Annotated in this window: 39 protein-coding genes; 28 read left to right on the plus strand and 11 right to left on the minus strand. The window is 71.5% G+C overall.

Features of this window, described 5'->3' with window-relative positions:
• From QQK45_RS00005 to QQK45_RS00040, 8 genes are all read right to left on the minus strand, one after another.
• The coding region (locus QQK45_RS00005) for an ATPase, T2SS/T4P/T4SS family (protein WP_284291122.1) at positions 1–444 on the minus strand (444 nt) is incomplete at its 3' end.
• Between the two features lie 20 nt (positions 445–464).
• The gene (locus tag QQK45_RS00010) at positions 465–716 is read right to left on the minus strand and encodes a hypothetical protein (RefSeq protein WP_284291124.1); all 252 of its coding nucleotides are present in this window, start codon (positions 714–716) and stop codon (positions 465–467) included.
• The gene (locus tag QQK45_RS00015) at positions 713–1,912 is read right to left on the minus strand and encodes a recombinase family protein (protein ID WP_284291125.1); all 1,200 of its coding nucleotides are present in this window, start codon (positions 1,910–1,912) and stop codon (positions 713–715) included. The genes QQK45_RS00010 and QQK45_RS00015 overlap by 4 nt, the downstream gene beginning before the upstream one ends.
• A 7-nt stretch (positions 1,913–1,919) precedes the next feature.
• A complete protein-coding gene (locus QQK45_RS00020) occupies positions 1,920–2,570 on the minus strand; it encodes a hypothetical protein (protein WP_284291126.1) in 651 nt (216 codons plus the stop codon).
• Positions 2,571–2,635: 65 nt separating this feature from the next.
• Entirely contained in the window at positions 2,636–3,088 is a 453-nt protein-coding gene (locus QQK45_RS00025) for an ImmA/IrrE family metallo-endopeptidase (protein WP_348525096.1), read from the minus strand.
• 8 nt (positions 3,089–3,096) lie between these two features.
• On the minus strand, positions 3,097–3,342 hold the full coding sequence (locus tag QQK45_RS00030) for a hypothetical protein (protein ID WP_284291128.1): 246 nt from the start codon (positions 3,340–3,342) through the stop codon (positions 3,097–3,099).
• 364 nt (positions 3,343–3,706) lie between these two features.
• Complete coding sequence (locus QQK45_RS00035; protein WP_284291129.1) at positions 3,707–4,678, minus strand: hypothetical protein; 972 nt, start codon at positions 4,676–4,678, stop codon at positions 3,707–3,709.
• 33 nt (positions 4,679–4,711) lie between these two features.
• Complete coding sequence (locus QQK45_RS00040) at positions 4,712–5,218, minus strand: radical SAM family protein (RefSeq protein ID WP_284291130.1); 507 nt, start codon at positions 5,216–5,218, stop codon at positions 4,712–4,714.
• Between the two features lie 215 nt (positions 5,219–5,433).
• On the opposite strand from QQK45_RS00040, the gene QQK45_RS00045 reads away from it, so the two are divergent.
• From QQK45_RS00045 to QQK45_RS00090, 10 genes are all read left to right on the plus strand, one after another.
• Positions 5,434–5,700 carry a helix-turn-helix transcriptional regulator gene (locus tag QQK45_RS00045; protein WP_284291131.1) on the plus strand — a complete coding sequence of 89 codons (267 nt, stop codon included), beginning with the start codon at positions 5,434–5,436 and terminating at the stop codon, positions 5,698–5,700.
• Positions 5,697–5,891, plus strand: a complete 195-nt coding sequence (locus QQK45_RS00050; protein WP_284291132.1) for a hypothetical protein — start codon at positions 5,697–5,699, stop codon at positions 5,889–5,891. The genes QQK45_RS00045 and QQK45_RS00050 overlap by 4 nt, the downstream gene beginning before the upstream one ends.
• Before the next feature lie 80 nt (positions 5,892–5,971).
• On the plus strand, positions 5,972–6,319 hold the full coding sequence (locus tag QQK45_RS00055) for a Kelch repeat-containing protein (RefSeq protein WP_284291133.1): 348 nt from the start codon (positions 5,972–5,974) through the stop codon (positions 6,317–6,319).
• Complete coding sequence (locus tag QQK45_RS00060) at positions 6,319–6,684, plus strand: hypothetical protein (protein ID WP_284291134.1); 366 nt, start codon at positions 6,319–6,321, stop codon at positions 6,682–6,684. Before QQK45_RS00055 ends, QQK45_RS00060 begins: the two co-directional genes overlap by 1 nt.
• Positions 6,681–6,893 carry a hypothetical protein gene (locus tag QQK45_RS00065; protein ID WP_284291135.1) on the plus strand — a complete coding sequence of 71 codons (213 nt, stop codon included), beginning with the start codon at positions 6,681–6,683 and terminating at the stop codon, positions 6,891–6,893. The genes QQK45_RS00060 and QQK45_RS00065 overlap by 4 nt, the downstream gene beginning before the upstream one ends.
• Positions 6,894–6,909: 16 nt before the next feature.
• Positions 6,910–7,284, plus strand: coding sequence for a hypothetical protein (locus tag QQK45_RS00070; RefSeq protein WP_284291136.1), 375 nt, complete (start codon positions 6,910–6,912; stop codon positions 7,282–7,284).
• Entirely contained in the window at positions 7,281–7,736 is a 456-nt protein-coding gene (locus QQK45_RS00075) for a WhiB family transcriptional regulator (protein ID WP_284291137.1), read from the plus strand. The genes QQK45_RS00070 and QQK45_RS00075 overlap by 4 nt, the downstream gene beginning before the upstream one ends.
• Positions 7,733–7,990: a hypothetical protein gene (locus tag QQK45_RS00080; RefSeq protein WP_284291138.1), complete on the plus strand. Its 258-nt coding sequence runs from the start codon at positions 7,733–7,735 to the stop codon at positions 7,988–7,990. The genes QQK45_RS00075 and QQK45_RS00080 overlap by 4 nt, the downstream gene beginning before the upstream one ends.
• A complete protein-coding gene (locus QQK45_RS00085) occupies positions 7,987–8,184 on the plus strand; it encodes a type 2 periplasmic-binding domain-containing protein (protein ID WP_284291139.1) in 198 nt (65 codons plus the stop codon). Before QQK45_RS00080 ends, QQK45_RS00085 begins: the two co-directional genes overlap by 4 nt.
• The gene (locus tag QQK45_RS00090; protein ID WP_284291140.1) at positions 8,181–8,378 is read left to right on the plus strand and encodes a hypothetical protein; all 198 of its coding nucleotides are present in this window, start codon (positions 8,181–8,183) and stop codon (positions 8,376–8,378) included. The genes QQK45_RS00085 and QQK45_RS00090 overlap by 4 nt, the downstream gene beginning before the upstream one ends.
• On the opposite strand, the gene QQK45_RS00095 is transcribed toward QQK45_RS00090, so the two are convergent.
• On the minus strand, positions 8,350–8,823 hold the full coding sequence (locus QQK45_RS00095) for a hypothetical protein (protein WP_284291141.1): 474 nt from the start codon (positions 8,821–8,823) through the stop codon (positions 8,350–8,352). The two genes, QQK45_RS00090 and QQK45_RS00095, sit on opposite strands and share 29 nt — an antisense overlap.
• Before the next feature lie 147 nt (positions 8,824–8,970).
• On the opposite strand from QQK45_RS00095, the gene QQK45_RS00100 reads away from it, so the two are divergent.
• The 11 genes from QQK45_RS00100 to QQK45_RS00150 all read left to right on the plus strand — a co-directional run bounded on the left by QQK45_RS00100 (position 8,971) and on the right by QQK45_RS00150 (position 15,182).
• On the plus strand, positions 8,971–9,207 hold the full coding sequence (locus QQK45_RS00100) for a hypothetical protein (RefSeq protein WP_284291142.1): 237 nt from the start codon (positions 8,971–8,973) through the stop codon (positions 9,205–9,207).
• A 41-nt stretch (positions 9,208–9,248) separates the two neighbouring features.
• Positions 9,249–9,884, plus strand: a complete 636-nt coding sequence (locus tag QQK45_RS00105; RefSeq protein WP_284291143.1) for a hypothetical protein — start codon at positions 9,249–9,251, stop codon at positions 9,882–9,884.
• A gap of 102 nt (positions 9,885–9,986) precedes the next feature.
• The gene (locus QQK45_RS00110) at positions 9,987–10,232 is read left to right on the plus strand and encodes a hypothetical protein (protein ID WP_284291144.1); all 246 of its coding nucleotides are present in this window, start codon (positions 9,987–9,989) and stop codon (positions 10,230–10,232) included.
• Entirely contained in the window at positions 10,229–10,372 is a 144-nt protein-coding gene (locus QQK45_RS00115; RefSeq protein WP_284291145.1) for a hypothetical protein, read from the plus strand. Before QQK45_RS00110 ends, QQK45_RS00115 begins: the two co-directional genes overlap by 4 nt.
• A gap of 850 nt (positions 10,373–11,222) precedes the next feature.
• The gene (locus tag QQK45_RS00120) at positions 11,223–11,948 is read left to right on the plus strand and encodes a hypothetical protein (RefSeq protein WP_284291146.1); all 726 of its coding nucleotides are present in this window, start codon (positions 11,223–11,225) and stop codon (positions 11,946–11,948) included.
• Positions 11,945–12,880 carry a DNA primase family protein gene (locus QQK45_RS00125; protein ID WP_284291147.1) on the plus strand — a complete coding sequence of 312 codons (936 nt, stop codon included), beginning with the start codon at positions 11,945–11,947 and terminating at the stop codon, positions 12,878–12,880. Before QQK45_RS00120 ends, QQK45_RS00125 begins: the two co-directional genes overlap by 4 nt.
• A 209-nt stretch (positions 12,881–13,089) precedes the next feature.
• Complete coding sequence (locus QQK45_RS00130; protein WP_284291149.1) at positions 13,090–13,293, plus strand: hypothetical protein; 204 nt, start codon at positions 13,090–13,092, stop codon at positions 13,291–13,293.
• Positions 13,290–13,757 (plus strand): hypothetical protein, encoded by a 468-nt coding sequence (locus QQK45_RS00135; protein ID WP_284291151.1) that lies wholly within the window; start codon positions 13,290–13,292, stop codon positions 13,755–13,757. The genes QQK45_RS00130 and QQK45_RS00135 overlap by 4 nt, the downstream gene beginning before the upstream one ends.
• 16 nt (positions 13,758–13,773) lie before the next feature.
• Positions 13,774–14,064, plus strand: coding sequence for a hypothetical protein (locus QQK45_RS00140; RefSeq protein WP_284291153.1), 291 nt, complete (start codon positions 13,774–13,776; stop codon positions 14,062–14,064).
• Positions 14,065–14,413: 349 nt separating this feature from the next.
• Positions 14,414–14,599 carry a hypothetical protein gene (locus QQK45_RS00145; protein ID WP_284291155.1) on the plus strand — a complete coding sequence of 62 codons (186 nt, stop codon included), beginning with the start codon at positions 14,414–14,416 and terminating at the stop codon, positions 14,597–14,599.
• Between the two features lie 28 nt (positions 14,600–14,627).
• Positions 14,628–15,182 carry a GNAT family N-acetyltransferase gene (locus QQK45_RS00150; protein WP_284291157.1) on the plus strand — a complete coding sequence of 185 codons (555 nt, stop codon included), beginning with the start codon at positions 14,628–14,630 and terminating at the stop codon, positions 15,180–15,182.
• Positions 15,183–15,336: 154 nt separating this feature from the next.
• Here the strand turns inward: QQK45_RS00150 and QQK45_RS00155 are convergent, their stop codons facing one another.
• Entirely contained in the window at positions 15,337–15,987 is a 651-nt protein-coding gene (locus QQK45_RS00155) for a hypothetical protein (protein ID WP_284291159.1), read from the minus strand.
• A 14-nt stretch (positions 15,988–16,001) separates the two neighbouring features.
• On the opposite strand from QQK45_RS00155, the gene QQK45_RS00160 reads away from it, so the two are divergent.
• The 6 genes from QQK45_RS00160 (at position 16,002) to QQK45_RS00185 (ending at position 22,046) form a co-directional block, all read left to right on the plus strand.
• Complete coding sequence (locus QQK45_RS00160) at positions 16,002–16,634, plus strand: hypothetical protein (protein ID WP_284291161.1); 633 nt, start codon at positions 16,002–16,004, stop codon at positions 16,632–16,634.
• A 29-nt stretch (positions 16,635–16,663) separates the two neighbouring features.
• A complete protein-coding gene (locus QQK45_RS00165) occupies positions 16,664–17,221 on the plus strand; it encodes a hypothetical protein (protein ID WP_284291163.1) in 558 nt (185 codons plus the stop codon).
• A gap of 171 nt (positions 17,222–17,392) precedes the next feature.
• A complete protein-coding gene (locus QQK45_RS00170; protein WP_284291165.1) occupies positions 17,393–17,896 on the plus strand; it encodes a hypothetical protein in 504 nt (167 codons plus the stop codon).
• Positions 17,883–19,220, plus strand: coding sequence for a PBSX family phage terminase large subunit (locus tag QQK45_RS00175; protein WP_284291167.1), 1,338 nt, complete (start codon positions 17,883–17,885; stop codon positions 19,218–19,220). Before QQK45_RS00170 ends, QQK45_RS00175 begins: the two co-directional genes overlap by 14 nt.
• 155 nt (positions 19,221–19,375) lie before the next feature.
• Positions 19,376–20,929: a phage portal protein gene (locus QQK45_RS00180; RefSeq protein ID WP_284291169.1), complete on the plus strand. Its 1,554-nt coding sequence runs from the start codon at positions 19,376–19,378 to the stop codon at positions 20,927–20,929.
• Positions 20,930–20,942: 13 nt separating this feature from the next.
• Entirely contained in the window at positions 20,943–22,046 is a 1,104-nt protein-coding gene (locus QQK45_RS00185) for a phage minor capsid protein (RefSeq protein ID WP_284291171.1), read from the plus strand.
• Between the two features lies 1 nt (position 22,047).
• Here the strand turns inward: QQK45_RS00185 and QQK45_RS00190 are convergent, their stop codons facing one another.
• Positions 22,048–22,209, minus strand: a complete 162-nt coding sequence (locus QQK45_RS00190; RefSeq protein ID WP_284291173.1) for a hypothetical protein — start codon at positions 22,207–22,209, stop codon at positions 22,048–22,050.
• A gap of 98 nt (positions 22,210–22,307) precedes the next feature.
• Between QQK45_RS00190 and QQK45_RS00195 the strand changes: the two genes are divergently transcribed.
• The gene (locus QQK45_RS00195) at positions 22,308–23,063 is read left to right on the plus strand and encodes a hypothetical protein (RefSeq protein WP_284291175.1); all 756 of its coding nucleotides are present in this window, start codon (positions 22,308–22,310) and stop codon (positions 23,061–23,063) included.
• The last annotated feature ends 5 nt before the right edge of the window (positions 23,064–23,068 follow it).

Below are 23,068 nucleotides of genomic sequence, written 5' to 3' on the forward strand. Positions count from 1 at the left end.
GCTCGCGTGCAGCGTGCACATGCCCGGGATGCCGGAGTTCAAGGCGATCAGCAGGTCGAACGCCTCGGCCTCGCGGACCTCGCCGATGACGATGCGGTCGGGGCGCATGCGCAGCGCCTCCTTGACGAGACGGCGGAGCGTGATCTCGCCGGTGCCCTCGAGGCTGGGCTGGCGGCACTGCATCGCGACGAGGTCCCGCGCGGCGATCCGGAGCTCGAAGACCTCCTCGCAGGTGATGATCCGCTGCGTCGCGGGCACCGATCCGGCGAGCGCGTTGAGCATCGTCGTCTTGCCGGCCTGCGTCGCGCCCGACACGAGGACGTTGAGCCCGGCGCGCACGGTCGCGTCGAGGAACGACGCCGCCTGCCCGGTCAGGGACCCCAGCGCGACGAGGTCGCCCAGGTGCGACGCGCGCAGGACGTGCTTGCGGATGTTGACCGCCATCTCAGCGCGCGTGACGTCCGCTATCCGATGGGACGCAGAGTGCTCCAGACCGGGACGACGTCGGCGCGCCGCTCCTCGAAGCGCACCTCGACCCGCGCGATCAGAGCCCGCAGCGCGGACCGCTTCGCCTCGACCGGGAGCGTCACCCAGTCCGCCAGGACCTCGCGCGCGATCTTCGACGGGTCGTCGGGCATGCGCACGATCAGCCGCTCCGCCGCGGCGAGGCCGGACGTGAGCCGGTCGCGGCGCTCCATGATCTCGTCGCGCGTCACCCGGTACGCGGCCTCCGGCACAAGCCCCGAGGCGAGGTGCCCGGTGAGGGCGGCGAGCTGGCGGTCCAGGCCGGTGATCTCGCGGGCGATGCGCTGCGCCTCGAGGCGCGCGTCCGATCGACGGCGGCCCGGGCCGCGGTGTTCTCGACGTCGTCCGCGACGTCGCGCAGCCACGCGAGCACGGCGTCCTCGACGAGGCGCAAGGAGATCGACCAGCGCGGCCCGTGTCCCTCGGCGCGGCCGAAGTCCCCGCACCGGTACCCGAGGAACCCTTCACGCTGCCGGTTCCGCGCCGACGGGGCGATGCGGTACCCGTTCATCCCGGCCCCGCACTCGCACCGCGCGATCCCAGACAGCAGGTACCGGCGCTTCACCTGCCGCTCTGCCGCGCGCGCCTCACGCTCGGCCCGGTACGCCTCCCACGTCTCGACGTCGACGATGCCCTGGTGCGCGCCGTCGTGGAGCTCGCCGTGGTAGACGACGTACCCGGCGTGGATCGGCGAGTCGAGGCACTGCACGATCGTCGTGTCGTGCCACGCGGGGGCGTGCATCGGCTTGAGGCCGAGGCCGTTGAACCAGGCTGCGAGCTCGCGGTGCCCTGCGCCGGCGAGGTACCGGCGGTACGCCTGCTCGATGTACGGGGCCGTGTCGGGGTCGGGGGTGACGGCGCCGTCGGCCCAGGCCCACCCCCAGGGGAGCTTCCCGCCGGGTGGGAGGCCGCGGGCGACGCGGGAGGCGTGGACCTCCTGCCACTGCTCGCTGATGCGTTCGGACTCGAACGCGGCGAGCTCGGTCATGACGCCGCGCGCGAACCGGCCCGCGGCGGTGCCGTCGTTGGGTTCGGTGGCGGATTCGATGCGGCCGCCGGCGACGTCGACGCGGTCGGCTGCGATGGCCCAGTCCTTGCGGTTGCGGGACAGGCGGGACCAGCGCCACAGGACGACGACGTCGGCGGCGCGGGTCTCGATCATGTCCATGACGCGTTGAACAGCGGGCCGCTTCCAGGTGCGCCCGGAGATGCCGGGGTCGGCTTCGACGGCGACGACGTCGTATCCGTGGCGGGCGCAGTAGTCGCGTCCGGCGGTCTCCTGCAGCTCGAGGCTGATCGACTCCTCGCGGTAGGTCGACTGGCGCAGGTAGAGGACCGCGCGCGGCGGCGTGTCGGGGACGGGGCGGAGGCCAGCACGAGGAGTCATAGGCGGGTCAGAACTTCCACTCCCAGCCCGTGTCGCCCTGGCCGTTGAGGCTGTACACGACGACCCCATGCTTGGTCTTGGAGTCGAGCACGACCAAGCCCTTCGCCTTCTGTGCTGGGCCGATCGATGTGGGGATCACTTCGGAGTCATCTGCGCATGCGAACGCGGCTGCTGTCGCGGGGTTCGACTGGTTGTAGCCGTCTGAACCGATGAGCGACCAGGTGGCTGGACCGATACCGAGAGCCGTGCCTCCGGTGAGCGACAGCGCCTTCACGAGTTCCTTCGACGTGCGCGCTTCGACCGTGAGCGCGACGAGGTGGCCAGCTTTCGACTTGGTGGCGAACTGGCCGTCGCATGTGGGGTCGACCTTGATCTTCGTGACCCGGATCTGGAATGCCGCGTCCCCGAGATTGTCCCCGTTCGAACCTGACACCCAGCCCCACTCCCCGGCCTTCTTCTCCACGTTCCCTCGCGCGCTCGTCGGAGCCGCGGTCGGTGTGACCTCAGCGGTGGGGGTCGGCTTGAGCTGGGCTTGGACTGTCTGAGTGACGGTCGCCGTCACCGTGACGGGCGGTGCACTGGGGCCCGATGACGAGCACGCGGCGAGCGTCCCAGCTGCGACGACAGTGATGGTTGCGAGAGCGTACTTACGAGGCATGGACGGATCATCCCGTACCGCGCCGAGGCGACGAACCGTGCGAACGGGTGAAGTCTGTGAGCGCGTCATGCGGGGTCGTCTTGGTTGAGGATCATCGCGGCGACGCGACCCTTCTCGTCGTCGGTGAGGTGTTCGATCCTGGCGCGGAGCGTGTCGACGTCGACCCACAGCTCGTCAGCCAGCTCAGCCTCGGACGTCGCCCACTTCCATGCGGCGAGGAGGTCGTCGAGGTCGATGAGCCGCCGGGCGGCCAGCGCACGTGCTGCCTGTTCGTCACGGCGCCGGCATCCGTCCGTGTGGCCGAGGTCGACGTGTGCGAGCTCGTGCGCGAGGGTGCAGCGGCGCTGCACCTGGGTCTGGTGCGGGTGCAGAACGATCATGGTGCGGCCGTCTGTGAAGCCGAGGAGTCCAGGTAGGACGGCCCAGTGGAGTCGGATGTGGGGCCGGTTCGCGAGTGCACGCCAGGGATGGAACATCGAGGTGAACGTACCGCCGCCCGAGGCCACTGTCGAACGCATGTTCGAATCTAGGCGGTGTGGCGCACCGTTAGCTCCGGAGGTTCGCGGCGCTGCAGTTCGTCATCAGCTTCACGAACCGCCGGATCCACGTTCGCTTCGTACCCCTCGAAGACCGTGTTGACGATGAGGACAACCAGGAGGAGCACGTAAGCGCCGAGTCCGACAGCGAGGCTGTTCCAAAGGCGCGTCGGCGCCAATCCAGCCTTGACGAAGACGGCGACCGCGGTCGCAGCGCAGCAAGCGATGACACCCACGAGAGCGTGAGCGGCCGCTGCGTCGACGGATCTCCGAGCTGGAGCCTCTGACGCGGGGCGCCGGCCAGCCCGTTCGTCGAGGCGGCTTCTCCAGGCCGCAATCTGAGCGAAGACCGCTATGAGGACCCCGCCAAGGAGGGCGAAGCCCCCGATCAGGGCATCGGCAACTGTCGCTACGGACCAATGGCGCCAGAACGCTACTGCGGCCAGTGCGACCGGGATGCCGTAGAGGAACCCACGGGACCACCAGTCGGGTGCTCCGCCCCGGTGGTTCCTGAGATCGGCCAGTCCCTCCCAGTGTCGCAAGAAGAGCTCGGCCGGACCCATAGGCATCGCGTCACGCTCCTCAGATCGGCTCCCTGGTTCAGATGGTTATATCGGTGCCCTCTGACAGTGTCCCACTGAGGAGGGAGCGCGCACTTGCGATCCAGGAGTCGTCGTCGAGCGGTAGATCCGCGCTGAACTCGTACGTGAACAGTGCGCGGATCGAATCGGGCCGGATCGTCTTGCGGCCCTCGTCATTCTCGACAACCAGAGCGGCATCGTCGAACCGGAGGCCAGTCTCATCGAGAGCCTCTGGGCTGTAGCCGGCGATAGATTCGATCCTGACGACGTACTCGGAGTCACCGCCACCCTCCGCCCATCGGAGGGCCTCGCGAAGGAGACCCTCACGCTCGTAGTCCGCGTCGACGTGGTGCGTCAGCTTGGTGGCGACAGACCTTCGACGCCCCGGTTCGCTGGGCCGGTACTGCCGCAGTTCTGCGGTGACCTTCTCGGCGTTCCGGATGAGCTCCATGATCCGGCGACGATCCGCAACCTGGTTGACCTTGGGACGCAGCCACCTGTCAGCATCGAGCCGAAAGCCTTCGTAGCCCAACCATCGAACCAACATCGTGATGGGGCATGTCCTCGCGATCGTTTCAACCACGAGACGCCCTTCGGGTCCTGACTCAGGGACAAACAGCAGGGCTCGGTATTCGTGGACTGGGGCACGCTGCGAGATGTCGACCGCGCCGTCGCGGCCTAGCGCTTCGTCGAACTCGCCGTGGTAGCCGTGCTTCAGCTTGTAGAGCGTCTGCCCCGGGCCAACGGCGCGGACGTCGTCACAGCGCAGTTGGGGAGTCTCGCGTGGAGGGTGCGGGTCCTCCTCCCACTCGGCAGGTCGGCGAAGATCCGGCACCCCGGAGACCAGCCCGCGCGTCATCAGCGACTCGCCGCACGCCACCAGAAGGTCTTCCGCAGAGGCACTGGCGCTCCCCGGCTCGCCGAGATCGAGGCGCGTGCGCTTCGATGGTCCCCGCGTCACCCAGAACTCGAAGACTCGTGCTCCGAACACCTGCTACCCCTATCTATCGCCTGGAGCTGTCGCTCACGACGGCTCATCCGAGCCTGAGTCCTGCGACTCCTCCCCCGATGTCGCGTCAGGCGCGGCGGCCGGCACTCCGGGGCGAGCCGCTAGCGCAAGCGCGTCGGGGGCGAGCGCGGCGGAGGACTCTGCATCGCGGCGCGCCTCGTCGAGCTCACGATTGGACCGCGCGAACTGCCGCACGATGTCAACGACCACGCGACGCTGGTCGGCGGAGAGCAGATCCGCGTCAGGCGGCAGGAGTTCGGCGAGCGGCTGCACCGGAAGCGGTTCACGGGCAGCCAGCAGGACCTCGACGAGCGGAACGCCGGAAAGCTCGGCGAGCGCTTCGAGGGTGCGGCGCGTAGGCCGAGAGGTGTAGGTGCCCGCGATGATCTTGTCGACCGTCGTGTACGAGAGTGTGAGGCCGCGCCGTTTGGCTTCGCGATCGAGCGCTCGCCCTTGCAGCCCTCCAGCTCGCTCCGATGCCCTGAGCGCAACGTCCCTCAGCGTGAGTGGATTCTTGGTCACGGTCCCGATCCTGTCGGCGCTGTTCTCGCTGATGCCACCTTCGGCCCTAGGGGAACACACAAGTGACAGCGCCACCTTACGGCCTGACCTGCAAGTTCGTGCGCACCTCTTGACAAGTGCGTGACAAGCGCGGCAGGCTCCACTTGTCACCCGGGACAAACGGAGGCACGATGGTCACCCGACGACCGAAAGTCAGATTCCTCAGGGAGGTGTGGATGCGAGTCAAGGACCCCGGTGCGATCCGTCGCGCAAGGCTCCGAGCCGGATACACCCAGTACGACCTCGCGGCGCTCGCGCGCTGCACGCAGGCGGCAATCTCGGCCCTAGAGACAGGCGCCATGCGCGGCTGCTCGCAAGATCTCGGCAGCACGATTGCGAAGTACCTCGACCGCGACGTGGAGGACCTCTTCGAGGCCCATGTCGGATCTCGCGCGCATCGAGTGACAAACGCGGCCGGCTCCGTTCGTCAGGTGGCGGTGTGACGACGCGTGACGAAGCGATCGCGAAGGCGGGTGCGTGCATCGCGGAGGGACGGCGTGTCCGCGACTCCCTGCCGGTCGCGGAGGCTGCGCGCCGCGCCCACGTCGCCGGCGGGCCGTCCATCGAAGAGCTCGAGCAGCTCATTGCCGCCCAGCGCGGCCAGCAGACCCAGACCGCACCCGACGCGGCCTGAACCCAAGCAGAACACAACGAAGCCCGGCACCCCTACCACGAGACACCGGGCTTCATCGATCGAACAGGAGACATCGTCCCATGAACACCCAGCACCTCCCCCGACACGCGAAGCCCGGGCCCCTCACCGGCAAGCTGCAGTTCCAGGAAGAGCGCGCGAAGCTCGCCGCCCGCAACGGCGAAACCTGCCCGCCCGTCCCAGGCCGTCACCGCGGTTCCCCCAAGCACACCGTCGTCACCGTCACCTCGACGCTGAGCATCCCCGACCGCGCGCGACGCGCCGGCGCGAACGCCATCACCGGCGAGTGGTGGGACCCCGAGACCAACACCTGGTACCGCCTCGACCGCACCGACTTCGGGTTCGCCGTCACCGACCCGTCCGAGGTCGACGCGCCGATCGACTACGAGCTCACCGAGCAGGCCGCCTGATGGGCGGGCGCTGGCAGTTCAGCTCCCACGCGGCCGACCGCGCGCCTGCCGAGGTCCTCGACCTCCGCGCCGCCCGCGCCCACCGCCTCGACGCGCACCTCGCCGAGCAGACCGCCGCCGCCGTCGCCCGCGTCCAGCAGGCCGACGGTCCGCCCCGGCACGCCCGCCGCCCCGCGTCGGGCCCGAACCCGCTCGGCGTCGCGATCGTCGCCGCCGCCGCGTTCGGCCTCATCGCCGCCGGCCTCGTCCTCGCCCTGTCGGCGCGGAACCTGTCCGCCGCGCACTTCACGGCCGTCGGGCTCGCCGCCGCGGGCTTCGGCCTCCTCGTCCGCCTGCACGTCGTCAACACCCGGAGGCCCCGATGAAGACCGCCCGTCCCCCGCGCGCCGCCGCCGTCATCGAGGACGCCGAGTTCCTCGCGTCCTGGGGCGTCGGCCTCACCGCCGCCGCGAAGCGCCTCGGGTACTGCTCCGCGAACTCGCTCGAGAAGACCCTGCACCGCCTCGGCCGGTACGACCTCGCCGCCCGGCTCCGCACCTTCGAGCCGCTGTCCACCCACGCCCTCGCCGCCTGAACGGAGACCCACAACCATGACCACCAACGACATCGCCACCCCGACGTCGGACGGCCTCACCGACGACCAGCTCGTCGTCGTCGAACAGCTCGCGATCCGGAAGGCCAAGCTCCGCGACGAGAAGACCTCGATCGACGAGGAGATCGCCGCGATCGACACCCAGCTCCGCGCGCTCCTCCCGGACGGGACGACGCAGGCCGGGCAGCTCAAAGTCATCGTGACCGTCCCGGCGCGCCTGGACACGAAGAAGCTCGCCGAGGCGTTCGGGCCGGCGCAGCACCCGGTGCTCTACCGGGCCGCGATCGACACGGCCGCGGTCAAGGAGCACATGTCCCCCGCCCAGCTGCGCCCCTTCCAGGTCGCGGGCGCGCGCACGGTGACGGTCCGATGACCGCCGTCGCAGCGCCCACGACCTGCGCCGAGTGCGGCGTCCCGCTCCGCGTCCGCGGTCTGCCGCGCGACGAGTGGCCCGCCGGGTCCAAGCAGCTCGCCGGTCACGGGAAGTGCGGCGCCTGCTACAGCCGCGAGCTCGCCGGCGGCGGTGTCATCCCCGTCATGCCGAAGACGATCGCGACGAAGGTCGTCGAGCCGCACGTCGCGGCGCGCCGCGCCCTGGCCGGCGACTGGGTCGAGTCGGCGGTGTGCAGGTCCCTCGACCCCGATCTGTGGTTCTCCGAGGCGCCGTCGGACGTCGCCCGCGCGGCAGCGTTCTGCGCGGTGTGCCCGGTCAAGGCCCTGTGCGCCGAGCGCGCGGAGGCCGCACGGGAGCAGTACGGGGTGTGGGGCGGCGTGAAGCGCAACGCCAAGCCGGAGCGCGTCCACGTCGTGGCGGTCGCAGCATGACCGGCGACGAGCAGCCCACCGTGCACCCGCCGTCGTCGCAGGCGGGCCTTCCCACGATCCGCGCCGGCGCTCGCGCCCGCGGCGCCGTGCAGTGCGGGGCCGAGCGCATCACGGACTCGATCGCGTACCTGACGCAGGCCGGCCACCCGATCTACCACATCGCGGTCTGCGACCGGCGGCCCGGGCACGACGGCCCGCACCAGGACAAGAGCATGCGCGCCTACGCCTGGTCCGACGACCGGGTCGTCCCGTGACGGCCGTCCTGCGGGCCCGGCACCGCCTCGCCCGCATCGAAGCCGCCGCCGCGGACGGTGCGACGACGCTCGCCGTCGCCGCAGACCTCGGGTGGCTCCCCCGCCAGGTGCACCGCTACCTCGAACGCCACAAGCGCCGCGACATCGCGGCCCAGCTGTCCCGCAACGACGCCAGGAAGGACACGTACCGATGAGCACACTGCCCCCGATCAGCGTCGGGCAGCTCCGGGAGATGAACGCCGAGACGCGTGCTCGCGTGATCGCCGCACGTGGCGCCGAGACGCGCCGAGCGCTCGCTCACCTCGCCGGCATCGCCGCGCAGAACAACGCCCACGCGGCCGCCGAGTACGCCCAGCTGGTCATCGAGCTGACGCGGGGCGAGTCATGACGGCCATGTCCGCGCTCGCGACCGAGTACCGCGACGCGTACCTGCACACCGGCACCGCCCCCGACGTCGCGTTGCGCGAGCTGCGCACGCTCGTCGAGGACGCGATCGCCAACAAGCCGCGGAACCACCAGAAGATCATCGGGCCCTCGGAGATCGGCACCGACTGCGACCACTGCCTCGCCGCGAAGCTCGCGCAGTGGGAGCAGCTCCCGAGCACAGCGTGGCTCCCGTACGTCGGGACCGCGATGCACGAGAACCTCGAGCGCGTCCTCCTCGACCGCGAGATGAACGCCTGGCTCAACCAGCGGCCGGGCCGGTACCTCGTCGAGGAGAAGACGATGGTCGGCCACATCGGCGGCCAGGAGATCTGGGGATCCACCGACGCTCTCGACGTCGCCGCCGGCCTGACCATCGACTGGAAGCTCGTCGGCGCGTCCACCCTCACCGCCGCCAAGGTCGGACCCTCGCCCGTCTACCGGGTCCAGGCCGACCTCTACGCGAAGGGGTGGAACGACGCCGGGATCCGCGTCGAGCACGTCTCGATCGTCTACCTGCCCCGCAACAGCGTGCGCGGACTCGACGACGCGATCTGGTGGCACGCCCCCACGACCGCGCCCGCGCCGTCGCCGCCCTCGACCGCGCCAACCGCCTCCACGACAACCTCCGCGCCCTCGAGGACGCCCTGGGCGTCGAGCAGCGCGACGCGTGGATCACCAGCCTCCCCAGGGCGCGGCACTGCTACGACTGCGCGCGCTTCCCCGACGGCGCCGGGCTCAACCCGCCCGGCCACCACGCTCCCGAGAAGGCGTTCGCCGACCTCCTCGGGTGACCCCAACCCACCGCAGTACCGACACCACAAGGAGCACCACCATGACCGACACCAACGACTTCCTCATGGGGTCCGGCTCGAAGTCCGCCTTCGGGCGCGACGACGCCGTCGGCTACACCGTGACCGGCAAGGTCCAGTCCGTCGAGGTCCGCCAGCAGACCGACCTCGACGGGAACCTCCTCACCTGGGACAACGGCGACCCGCGCATGCAGCTCGTCGTCACCCTCGCCACCGACCTGCGCGACGACCCCGAGGACGACGGCGTGCGCGCCGTCTACGTCAAGGGCTCCAAGGCGCCCGGGTCGAAGTCCGTGCACGACGCCGTCCGCGCCGCCGTGCAGAAGTCCGGCGCCAAGGGCCTCGAGGTCGGGGGCACCCTCACCGTCTCGTTCGTCGGGACGGAGCCGTCGAAGACCCGCGGGTACTCCGACCGCAAGCTCTGGGAGGCCCAGTACGCCGCCCCGGACAAGGCGGCCCAGTCGGGCGACTTCCTCGGCACCACCCCGGCCCCGACGACGACGCCGGTCCAGGCAGCGCCGCCCGCCCCCGCGCCGTCGGGCTCCGACGCCGGGGAGAAGGCGCGGCAGCTCGTCGCGCTCGGCCTCGACGACGCCACGATCGCCGGCGCCACCGGCCTCGACGCGTCCGTCATCGCGCTCCTGCGCACCGCCGCCTGACCGCGGCACCCCGCGCGCGCAACCGGCGCGCCCCAGCCCGTTCGATCCGGGGCGCGGGGACCACCAGCACCTCCAACACCTTCGACGTCCCGGGAGGACGACATGACCGACACCAAGCTCCCCCAGCCGTTCCGCTCCGGCGACGTCCGACCCGGCAACGTGCTCGCCGTCGACGGTCTTCGCGGTCGCTGGTCGGTGTGGTCTGCCGGGCCCGAGTCGTCGACGTGGTGGCTCCTTCCGATCGACGACGCGGCGCGGGCCGACGTCAACCGGAACGCGGCGTCGATCCTGCACCGGTCGGCTGGCGCCATCGCCGTCGCGACGAAGAGCCTCCGGAACGCGCGATGACGACGCTCGCGGCCGCCGCACACACCACCTTCTGGCGCGCCCACGACCTCTGGGAGACCGAGCACCCCGACCCGCCCGACAACGAACTCGACGACGACCGCATCGACCGCCTCACCGAAGACGACCAGGAGCCCCAGTGACCAACGACGTCCTCACCGCCGCCCTCGAGCTGCTGGACGCCGGCTACTCCGTCATCCCCATCCGCGACGACGGCACCAAGGCCCCCGCCCTCACCGCCTGGAAGCAGTACACCGACCAGCGCCCCGACGACTCCCGGGTTCGCGCCTGGTTCACCCACCCCGGCTACGACCTCGGCGTCGTCCAAGGCCACGTCTCCGGCAACGCCGTCATGATCGAGATCGAGGGCCGCGCCGCCCACCACCTCCCCGACCTCGCGCAGCTCGCCACCGACACCGGCCTCGGCGACCTGTGGGCCCGCGTCACCTCCGGGTGGCTCGAGCACTCCCCGTCCGGCGGCGTCCACTTCCACGTCCGCACCGACTCCCACCAGCCCGTCCTCGGCAACCAGAAGCTCGCGCGGGCCGCCGACGGCCTCGTCCTCGCCGAGACCCGCGGCGAAGGCGGCCAGGTCGTCGTCGCCCCGTCACGCCACCACGCATCCGGGCGCCCGTGGGTGCGGCTCGCCGGCGGTCCTGCAGACGCTGCCGTCCTCACCCCCGAGGAGCTCGACGCGTTCTGCGCGATCCTGCGCACCCTCGACGAGCAGCCCGAGCACGCCACCACGTCGACGCCCGTCGCCCCGCACGACCCCACCCAGGGCGTCACACCCGGCGACGACTACGAGAACCGCACCGACTGGGCCGACATCCTCACCCCCACGGCTGGACCCTCGTCTCCGCCCGCGGCCGCACCCGCTACTGGCTCCGCCCCGGCAAGGACCGCGGGCAAGGCATCAGCGCGACCACCGGGCACGCCGACGACCGCGACCGCCTCTACGTCTTCACCTCGTCCACCGACTTCGCCCCCGAGGTGCCGTACACGAAGCTCGGCGCGCTCGCCGTCCTCGAGCACGGCGGCGACCACACCGCCGCCGCCAAGGCCCTCGCCGCCGCCGGATTCGGGCAGCGCGCCACCGCTCTGCGCCCCGTGCCCGACCACCCGACCGCCGACGACCTCGCCGGCCTCATCGCCCCCACCGCCGACGGCGCGCTCCCCGTCCCGCCCGCGCCGCGCCCGCAGCTCCACGTCGTCGACGAGCCCGCCCCCGAGCAGGTCGCCGACCGCGTCGCGACCCCCGACCAGGACAACACCGCCCTCCTGTTCGTCGACGCCCACGCCGACACCGTCCGCTACGCCACCGGCCGCGGACGATGGCTCACATGGACCGGCCACCACTGGTCCGTCGACGACCGCGAGCTCGTCCGCGAACACGCCCGCACCCTCGTCCGCCGCCTCCCCGGAGGCGAAGGCTGGGAGACCTACCGCAAGAAAGCCCTCAGCGCCCGCGGCGTCACCGACGTCCTGCGACTCGCCCAATCCGACCAGCGCATCGTCGTCGCCGCGAAGGAGCTCGACGCTCGCCCCTACGAGCTCAACACCCCCGCCGGCATCGTCGACCTGCGCACCGGGACACTGTCCCAACCCGACCCCGCGGCCCTGCACACCCGCACCACCACCGTCGCGCCCGACTTCGACGCGTCCCACCCCTGTGGGACCGGTTCCTCGCCGACACGTTCGCCGGCGACCCCGACATGATCGCCTTCGTCCAGCGCGCCGTCGGCATGTCCCTCGTCGGCGCCGTCCTCGACCAGGTCTTCTTCTTCGCCCACGGGTCCGGCGCCAACGGCAAGTCGACGTTCATGTCGACCCTGCAGCACATCGTCGGCCTCGGCGCCGACGGGTACTCCGGCCAAGCGCCCGCCGAGATGCTCCTCGCGACCCGCAACCACGGGCACCCCACCGAGCTCGCCCGACTGCAAGGACAGCGCCTCACCGTCACCTCCGAGATCAACGAGGGCCAGACGTTCGACGAGGCCCGCATCAAGTCCCTGACCGGCAAGGACACGATCTCCGCCCGGTTCATGCGCGAGGACCTCTTCGACTTCACGCCCACCCACACCCTGTGGGTCCTGTCCAACCACGAACCGGAGGTCCGGGTCGGCGGGCTCGCGTTCTGGCGGCGCGTCGTCATGGTCCCCTTCGTGCACACCGTCCCCGAGGGCGCCCGCGTCAAGGACCTCGAGGAACGCCTCATCGCCGACGAGGGCCCCGCGATCCTCGCGTGGGCGATCCGCGGCGCAGCCGACTACTTCGCCCGCGGCCTCGCCGCCCCCGACGCCGTCACCGCAGCCACGAAGGCGTACGAGACCGAACAGGACACCGTCGCCGGGTTCGTCACCGACTGCTGCGTCACCGGCGACCCGAACCGGCAGGACCTGCGCGTGCGGTCCGCGCAGCTGCGCACCGCGTACGAGCGGTGGTGCACCGACGCCGGCGCAACCCCCATGTCCCCGAAGACGTTCACCGTCGCGCTGCGGTCGAAGTACGGGATCCGCACCGAGCGGTCGAACTCGGCCCGATACCTCGCCGGCATCCGCCTCAACGACATCGAGGACGACGGCCCCGACGCGTCACGGGACGCGTCACCGACCCTCGACGAGCGCCTCGACCAGCAGGGGTGGCGGTAGCCCATGGCAACGAATCGTGACGCGTGCGTGCCTGTTCGTGACGCGTACCCACAGCACGCGTCACGCGCTCTGACCTGCAGTTATGACGCGTGGTGACGCGATGACGCGACTTTCCAACATGACGCCCTACGCCCGCACGTACGTACGTGCGTTGCCGTCATACCCAACCCACGCATCACGCGTCACGACCACCACGACGGAGGAACCCGATGAACGACCCGGCCGCCTCGGTGCCTGACCCTTTCTGGGCCGACCGCCTCGCGAGCTCCAGCACCGACAAGGAGCTCATGGGGTACGCCTGGTCGTACCTCCTCGCGACCCTGGCCGCGACGCCGCCCAGCAACGCCGTACGCCGCAACGAGCTGCACCGCGACGTCGCCGCACTCCTCATCGAGGCGGCGAAACGAGCATGACTGCCCTGTTCGACCTCGAACCCGACGACCTCGACGCCGCCGCGACCTCCGAGCCCGCCTGGGTCACCGCCTTCACCACCACCCACGGCGCCACACCCACCCTCGCCTCCGGACGAGCCCTTCCACGCCCCTGCCCCCGCTGCGCACGCTGGACCGTCGTCGGCCTCGACGCACCCCGCTGCGCCGGCCTCGCACGCTGCGACCCCCACCCCCTCACCCCACAACTCGAAGCCGCCGCCGTCATCCTCGACACCCCCACCTGGCAGCTCTGGACCTTCGCCGGCCGCCACGAGCTCACACCCCGCCACGAACCCCACGTCCCACCCCTGGCCCGCCTCGCACCCGCCGACCACGTCGTCGTCCTCGCCGCCCACGTCTGCGGGCGCCCACCCCTCTCACGCGCACCCCTGCGCCTCCGCACCACCCGCACCGCCGACCCCATGCACGGCGAACCGCCGTACTGACCCCAAGGAGCACCCCATGCCCAACCTGCCTTCGAACAGCCACGCCGACCGGGCCGGAGACCGCCTGGACCGCGCCTACACAGCCGACCCGGACCACGCCCGGTACCTGCTCGCCGAGGCCCAGACGGAAGCGAGCCTCGCCGTCGCCCACGAGCTGCGCACCGCGAACATGCTCGCCGCCCTCGCCACCACCTTCGCCGACGGCTCCGCGAGCTTCCCCGGAGAGACCGACACGCTACGGGCCGACATCCTGAGCAGACTCGGCTACGACGCCGCCTGGTACGGGACACTGGAGGCGCACGCGTGAAGATCGTCGGCCTCGACCTCTCCTCACCTCCACCGGCGTCGCCGTCATCGCCGGCCGCCACGCCGCTGTCGACCGCATCCAGACCAAGCCCGACCACGACGACCTCCACGGCCGCCACAACCGCCTCCGCCGCATCGTCGCGAACGTCGCCTCCTGGACCGACGGCGCCGACCTCGTCGTCATCGAAGGCCTCGCCTACGCCGCACGATCCCCGCACGCCACCGAACGCGCCGGCCTGTGGTGGCTTGTCATCGACCGCATCGTCCAGCACGTCGACGCCGTCGCCGTCGTCCCGCCCACCACCCGCGCGAAGTACGCCACCGGCAAGGGCAACGCCGGCAAGGACCAGGTGCTCGCCGCCGTCATCCGCCGCCACCCCACCGTCGACATCACCGGCAACGACGAAGCCGACGCCCTCATCCTCGCCGCCATGGGCGCACGCCACCTCGGCCACCCCATCGACGACGTCCCCGCCACGCACCTCGCCGCCATGAACGGCGGCCAGTGGCCCGATCTCGAGGAGCTCGCTGCGTGAACGTGACCTTCACCGATACGGTGACGCCGTGCAGATCACCGAGGCAGTCACGACCGTTCAACGCGCCGCCGTCCAGCGGCTCTTCGCGAGTGCGATTCACGGCATCGCACCCAACGCCGTGCCCGCGCCGGAGCACGACTACCTCTACGCCCCCGTCATCGCTCAGGCCCGCGACGAAGACGGTCACCTCCTCGGCGCTGCACTCTCGTGCCGTGCACAAGTCGCGGCCGGCTCCGCGATCCTGGGGAGCCGAGGACCCTACGCGAACGTGCTGGACAAGCACAGCGAACTCGACCTACTGGCGGTTGAGCCGAACGCCCGCGGCCGCGGCATTGGCGGCGCGCTCGTGCACCACCTCGAGACTCGCCTCGCCTCCACAGGCGTCCGCGCATGGTTCGGCGTCGTCACCGCAGACCTGCAGGCGGACCAGCTCGAGAAGTTCTACCGTCGCCACGGCTTCACCATCACCGAGCCTGGCCAGCCGCTCCCGAACCTGCTCGGCAAGAGGTGGTTCCCCGAGCGTGGCGCCGACGAGGTCGCGTTCTACTTCTACAAGCGCCCCGCGGCACAGAGCTTCCAGTAGCAGAGTCGTCGCCGGGACGTCCCATGGGCGTCCCGTGTGTGTTGACTGCAGTGTGGACGATGGGTCCATGGTCGGTGTCACGATTCGCTCACATCGCGGCGATGTCACGGTTTTCGCGCGTTGGCAGATTCATTGGCTGCGTCGAAGCCGCGAGTTACGGGTGGTACTTCTTGACAGCCTCGTCGTTGATGTTGGCGGCGAGCCGACCCATCAGATCGACACACTCCGTTGCGTTCTCGACGGTCAGGCTCGGCCTCATCCCTCGATGCACGATCTTGTGTCTCATCTCCGTGAAGTGTTCGACGCGCGCTCGCCAGTTCGTCGGCAACCCCACCTCCGACAAGTCAACGCCGCAGTACTTCAGCCCGTTGACGACCGCGCTGACTCCGTGGAAGGACTTCGATTCCAGCCACTTATCGAGCGCTGCTTGCAACTCCTCACGCCGACGCTCAGGCGTCGGTGCCAGCGCAACACGGAGCGCGAGGGCCGGGTCGTCTCTCGCGATGTTGCGAAGCGGCTCGTGCAGCGCGTCACCGTTTCCGCCGAACCGGGGCACAATTTCGAGGATCAGTTCGTGGACAAAATTGTCCAGCGCCCCGATCGAAAAGACGACTGCACCCTGCAGCAGAGCGCGCTCGATCTCCTGCGGCCGCCCAGCCTTCCGAGCCAGCGTGAAGTCCTGGATCAGAAAGCTTGCTCGCGCGTTGTTCTTCTCGAAGATCGCGAAGGACTCGCACTTCTTCTTCTTCGGCCCCATGCCGAGACGCTCCATCCGAGAACGCCACGTGTCAAGGATGGAATCCACGAGCAGGAGGAACCGTGATCGCTGTCGACGAGCTCTACACCACCGCCCGCACCCTCACCGCCGCACCCCACGGCCTCCTCCGCCGCGTCAACGCCCTCATCCCCCACGCCTCGAACACCGTCGCGGAGTCGCAGCTCGGCGGGCGCGCCGACATCCACCGCATCCCCTGGAACGGGCCCGCCGCGAACCTCGCCCTCGACATCGCCGCGGCCGTCCGCCGCCACGAGTCCACGCTCACGCTGCTCCTGTTCCAGCAGGCGCGGTTCCGGCCCGACGGCGACCGCCAGACCCTCGACGCCATCGGGCGCCTGCCCGTGCTCGTCGACCACGCCATCGCGTCAGGGCACGGCGGCCGGCCCCCGGTCCGCGACGCCGCCCACGACCTCACCGCCTGGGCGCGTCGCTGCCGCGCGCTCCTCGACGAAGCCCACGACGACGAGCAGCCCTGGACGCCCGCACCCTCGGCGCTCCCGCCGTGCCCTGACTGCAATCGGCGCCTGTACCTCGCGCCCGGATGGCAGTACGCCGGCGACGCCGCCGATGTCTTGTGCCGCACCTGCCGCGACGACGACGGACAGCCCCTGCGATGGGACGCGGGGACGTGGCTCGCCGTGCTCGCGCACCGGAGCGCGGCCACCGCGGCGTGAGGTGGGCGGCGGCCGGTACGCTCCGGCCCATGCAGGACACCACCACGACGTGGGACGTGCTCTCGTCCATCGGATCGTTCGGCGCGCTCGTCATCGTCGCCGCGTCCAGCGTCGTCGCACTCGTTCGCTGGTGGGTCACGCGCGATGACCGCGAGCGGGCGCGCGAGGTCCGCGTCGCCGAGCAGATTGCAAGCGACACGGCTGCGCGCCAGGCGCAGGCGCTCAGGGTCATCGCCTGGCATGAGGTCCAGCAACGCGAGGTCGGCCCTCGGCTGGGCTCGACGTTCATGACGTCAGTGGACGCCGCAGTCGTCTTCAACGGCTCGGAGCAGACCGTGTTCGACGTCGAGGTCGGCCTCGTCACCGACAGCACGAATCGTTGGATCGAGGTCACGCACTGTGCCGTCCTCCCACCTGGCGCCCCCATGGCCTACGTCGCACCCGAGCGCGTGCTCGAAGCTGACGGGCGCGCTCGTGCCGTTATGACGTTCCGCGATGTGGCCGGTCGGTGGTGGCGCCGCTTCGAGAACGGCGGGCTGCAGCGCGTCGACGAGCACGGCGTGCCGAGCGACGACACGCCGGACTGACCTGCGCCTTGACCCCTTATCCACAGGCCCGCATACTGGGCGTGCGTTCGGCATGCCCGAACACACCCACACGACCCCCGTCGAGCCCACCAGCTCCGGGGTCGCCCCATGTCCGCGCGACGTCAACAGCCCGCCCGGCGCGGTGAGACCAGCCCAGGCAGGTGACGAGCGATGCCCGCTGCCCGCCCCTGGACCGCCGCCGACGACCAACACCTGCGCGACCTCGCCGCCGCCGGCCACTCCGTCCGCGACATGGCCGCCGAGCTCGACCGGTCCAAGACCGCCGTCGGGCGCCGCATGCAGCACCTCGGGATCCTCGTCGACCGCACCGCGACCCTCGCCGCGACGACCGCGAACGTCACCGACGCCCGCGGCCGGCGCGCGGCGCTCGAGCTCGCGCTCCTCGAGGACGCCGAACGCCTGCGGTCCCAGCTGTGGAGGCCGCACCTGTACTGGGACTGGGGCGGCAAGGACCACGACTACGACGAGAAGGAAGCCCCGGAGCCGATCCCCTCGGACAAGCTGAAGCTCGTCCAGGCCGCCGGGGCCGCGATCGACCGGTCGCTGAAGATCGCCGTGCACGACGCGGACGGCGGGATCGTCGACGCCCTGTCGATGCTCGACGGCATCGCGAACGCGATCACTGCCGCCGCCGACCAGGATGGTGCACCATGACGCCCGTCGCGACCGCGACGCCGGCCGTCGTCGCCGCCGTCCGCCAGCAGCTCTCCCCGCGCAGATCCGCTCTATCGCCCACGCGGACGCCCGCGTCGTCCAGTGGACTGGGAGCATCCGGTCAGGGAAGACGATCGCGTCGCTGCTGCGCTGGCTGCTGTTCGTCGCGAAGGCCCCGCGCGGTGGTGAGCTCGTCGTCGTCGGCCGCACCCGCGAGTCCATCGCCCGCAACGTCTTCGGCCCCCTCAAGGACCCGTCCCTGTTCGGCACCCTGGCACGGCACGTCGCGTACACCGCGGGCGCACCGACTGGCGTCATCCTCGGGCGGACGGTTCACGTCCTCGGCGCGTCTGACGCCCGCTCCGAGGCCGTGCTGCGTGGCCTGACCGTGGCCGGCGCGTACGTCGACGAGTCGACCCTCGTCAGCGAGGCGTTCTGGACGCAGCTCCTCGGCCGCATGTCCGTGCCCGGAGCGCAGCTGTTCGCGACGACGAACCCCGACGGGCCCGCGCACTGGCTCAAGCGGCAGGTCATCGACCGCGCCGCCGAGCTCGGCTACCAGGTCCACCGGTTCCGCCTCACCGACAACACGCACCTCGACCCCGCTTACGTCGAGCAGGTGCAGCGCGAGTACGTGGGCCTCTGGTACCGCCGGTTCATCCTCGGCGAGTGGGTCCAGGCCGCCGGCGCCGTCTACGAGCAGTGGGACCCAGCCCGCCACGTCATCGACCCCGACGCGCTCCCCACGATGGACCGGGTGCTCGCGCTCGGCGTGGACTACGGCGACCAGCACGCGACCCGCGGCTACCTCCTCGGCGTCGGGCCCGACACGCGCGACGGCGCGACCGGGGACCGGCTGTACGTCCTCGACGAGTGGGCGCCGGGGCACGCGACGATCGGCGAGCACGCCACCTCGCTGCGCACTTGGCTCGCCGCCCGGCCGCACGACGCGTGGCAGCGACCCGAGTGGGTCGCCGTCGACTCCGCCGCGGCGTCGTTCCGGCACCAGCTGTTCCACGACGGCGTCCCCGGCGTCCGCAACGCCCACAAAGCCGTCCTGCCCGGCATCCAGCTCATCGCGTCGCTGCTCGCCGTCGACAAGCTCGTCGTGTCGGCGACGTGCCCTCGTCTGATCGAACGGATCACCGGGTACGTGTGGGACGACAAGGCCACCGCGCGTGGTGAGACGGCGCCGGTGAAGGCCGACGACGACGAGGTCGACGCCCTGCGGTACGCGATCTACACGACCCGCCACGACTGGCGTTCCGCCGTCCCCGTCGCACCCGCGATGGACGACGCGCCCGGCGCCGACACGACCGACTGACCGGCTACCGACCGCGGCGACGCTTCCGAAGCTCCGGGTTGTCGCGCCTCCGGATGTACACGGTGTAGGCGATCGGCACGACGAGAAGCACGACCAGATACAGCCAGCTCACACCGTCCACGGCCCGAGCGTCCCACACCACCGAGGAGGCCCGCATGCCGCTGCCCCAGAACGGCACCGCGTGGCCCCCGAAGGTCCTCGCCCCGATCCGCACCCAGCAGGACGTCTGGGACGCCTGGTACGTCGGCACCCCCGACCGCCTCACCGCGGCGTACCGGACGGCGCAGCGCGACGACCGCGCGTCCACCACACGCCGGGCCCAGTACGCCGGCGGCGTCGTCGGGTCCCTCGCCAGGTTCTGGTGGGGCCGACCCGACAACGGGCTCGCGCAGCGCCGCGACCAGACCCACGTCCCGATCGCCGCGGACCTGTGCCGCGCGTCGGCGGACCTGCTGTACGCGGAACCGCCCGTCGTCACGACCGACAGCGAGGACACGGCGACGAACGCGCGCGTGGCCGGGTACGTCGACGACGCCCTCGCCACCACGCTCGCCGCCGGGGCGGAGCTCGGCGCCGCGCTCGGTGGCCGGTACCACCGGGTCACGTGGGACCCGCAGCTCGCCGACGCCCCGTTCGTCACGACGGTCGACGCCGACGCCGCGCTCCCCGAGTTCCGGTGGGGGCGCCTTGTCGCTGTCACGTTCTGGCACGTCGTCGGTCACCACGGCGGGACCGTGTGGCGGCACCTCGAGCGCCACGAGCTCGACCCGGCCGGCTTCGGGCTGGTCTTCCACGCCCTGTACGAGGGCACCGGCGACAACCTCGGCCGCGGGGTCCCGCTCGTCGAGCAGCCGGCGACGGCGCCGCTCGCCGACCTCGTCGCAGCGGACGGTGCGCTCGCCGCGGGCCGCACCCCGGGCCTCGCCGTCGTGTACGTGCCGAACCAGACACCGCAGCGGCGGTGGCGGGACCACCCGATCGGCCGCGCGCTCGGCCGCTCGGACCTGGACGGCGTCGAGGGCCTGATGGACAACCTCGACGAGACGTGGTCGTCGCTGATGCGGGACATCCGCCTCGCGAAGGCCCGCCTCATCGTCCCGACGACGTACCTCCAGGACGCCGGGCCCGGCAAGGGCGCGTCGTTCGACCTGGACGCCGAGGTGTACGAGGCCGTCAAGGCCCCGCTCGGCGACGTCAACGGCGCGCTCGCAATCACGGCGCAGCAGTTCGCTATCCGCGTCGACGAGCACCTGCGCACCGCCGACAGCCTCGTCGCACGGATCATCCAGTCCGCCGGGTACGCCGGTGCGACGTTCGGTGAGGACGGCGGCGACGGCGGGGCGATCACAGCTACCGAGGTGCATGCCCGGGAGCGGGCGTCGTTCCAGACGCGGGACCGGAAGATCCGGCTCGAGCGGCCCGCGGTGCAGCAGCTCATGGGCAAGATGCTCACGATCGACGCCTCGGTGTTCGGCACCCAGCTCGACACGAGCGCGCACGTCACGGTCACGTTCCCGGACTCCGTGCAGGACAGCGTCCTGACGCTCGCGCAGACCGCGCAGGCCCTCGAAGCCGGCCGCGCCGCCTCGACCCAGGTCAAGGTGCAGCTCGTGCACCCGGACTGGGGCAAGGAGCAGGTCGACGAGGAGGTCGCCCGGATCGTCGCCGAGCAGTCGTTGACGTCCCCGGACACCGTCCCGACGTTCTGACGGGAGGCCCGTCGTGCCGGTCGACCCGTCGTTCGGTGAGCGCCTCGCGCGCCGCGTCTCCACCCTGTACGCGCAGGCCGAGCTCGTCGTCCTCCGCCTCATCCGCGACCGCGTCGCACGAGGCCTGGACGCACCGGACTGGGCGGAACAGAAGGCGCTGCAGCTCGAGGCGCTGCGCCGGGAGATCGCCGAGCAGCTCGCGACCGTGCAGGACGCGGCGACGAAGGAGCTGCTGCAGGTGATCCTCGACGCCGCGGCGGCGGGCGAGGGCGCGGCGGCCGCCGACCTGACCGCGCTCGGCCTCGAGGTGCCGTCACTGTCGCCGGCGGCGCAGGCCGCGGTGCAGCAGATCGCCGCGGAGACGACGTGGAAGCTCCGCGCCCTCCCGGCGACGGTGCTGCGGGCGTCGACGGACGCGTACCAGCGGGTCGTCGCGCAGGCCGCGTCGACGGTCGTCGTCGGGGCGCAGACGCGCCGGCAGGCCGCGCAGCAGGCGATGGACGGGCTCCTGGGTCGCGGGATCGGCGGGTTCACGGACTCGGCCGGGCGGCGGTGGCAGCTCGCGTCGTACGTCGAGATGGCCGTGCGCACCGGCGCCGGCGGGGCCGCGATCCAAGGGCACGTCGCGACGCTCTCGGCGTCGGGCCTGGACCTGGTGCTCGTGTCGGACGCGCCGCGGGAGTGCCCGCTGTGCCGACCGTGGGAGGGCAAGGTTCTCTCGATCAGCGGGCAGTCCGTCGGGACGGTCGAGGTCCGGTCCGCGACGACGGGCCAGCCGGTGAAGGTCCACGTCGCCGGGTCGGTGGCCGAGGCGCGGGCGGCGGGGTTCCAGCACCCGAACTGCCGGCACAGCTTGAACGCGTACGTGCCGGGTGCCACGGTCGCGCCGAAGCCGCGCAGCTCGCCTGAGGGGTACGAGGCGCAGCAGCGGCAGCGAGCGCTCGAGCGCGGGATCCGAACGTGGAAGATGCGCGAGGCGATCGCCCTCGACGAGCCCGGCCGCCGGGCCGCGGCGGCGAAGGTCGCGGAGTGGCAGGCCGCACTCCGGGCTCACCTGGCGGCGAACCCGGAGCTGAAGCGGCAGTCGGCGCGCGAGCAGATCGGGAAGGCGCGCTAGCTCAGTGCGGCTGCGCCGGGTTCAGGAGCCACGCGCGCGCTTCCGCGAGGTCCTTCGCCGCCGTGGAGTACTCCAGGGCGTGTGCCCCGGGCGCCTCCTGCGCCTTCGCCGCGAGCTTCACGATCGCTGCCTCGAGCGCGTCCGCGCTTGCCTTCTCTGCCATGTCGTCCGATCCCTTCGTTGGTCGCGCGCCTGGTGCGTGCGACCTGGCCCGAACCGTAGGGCCGACCACCCACAACAGCGCCCGGGAGGCACTGGACCATGTTCCACACCACCAGCATCACGCACGTCACCCTGCCCACCCCGGGCATGCCCCGCCGCTTCGAGCGCCTGCGCTTCTTCTCCGCGCCCGCCGACGCCATCGCCGGCCCCGACGGCGCCAGCCAGGAGAGCGCACCGGGCGACGACGGGCAGAAGCCGACCACGCCGTCGCCCGCTGACCTCGCCGCGGCCGTCCAGCAGCGCCAGGTGCAGCAGCCGAAGGGCGACGACGGCGGCGAGTGGGACGGCAAGGTCGACTCCCTGCCGCCCGGCGTCCAGAAGCTCATCGGCGACCTGCGCAAGGAGGCCGGCGACGCCCGCGTCAACGCGAAGCAGAGCGCCGCGCAGGAGGCCCGCGACGCCCTCGCCCAGGAGATCGGCAAGGCCCTCGGCCTCGTCAAGGGCGACGAGGCACCCGACCCCGCCAAGCTCGCCAAGACCGCCGCCGACTCCGCGTCCGAGGCTCGGCAGGCGCGCGTCGAGCTCGCCGTGTTCCGCGCCGCCCCCGGCCTCAAGGCCGATCCCGGCGCCCTCCTCGACTCCCGCGCCTTCCTGACGAAGGTCGCGGACCTCGACCCCACCGACGACGGCTTCGCCGACGCGGTGAAGACCGCCATCACCGACGCGGTCAAGGACAACCCCAAGCTCGCGACCCAGGCGGTCGGAGCGTCCAGCGTCGACCACGCCGGCGGGACCGGCGAGAAGACCAAGCCCAAGTCCCTCGCCGACGCCGTCACCGCGGCGTACGGCCAGTAGCCCAA

The sequence above is a fragment of the Luteimicrobium album genome, assembly GCF_030161555.1.
Taxonomy (GTDB): Bacteria; Actinomycetota; Actinomycetes; order Actinomycetales; family Cellulomonadaceae; genus Luteimicrobium; species Luteimicrobium album.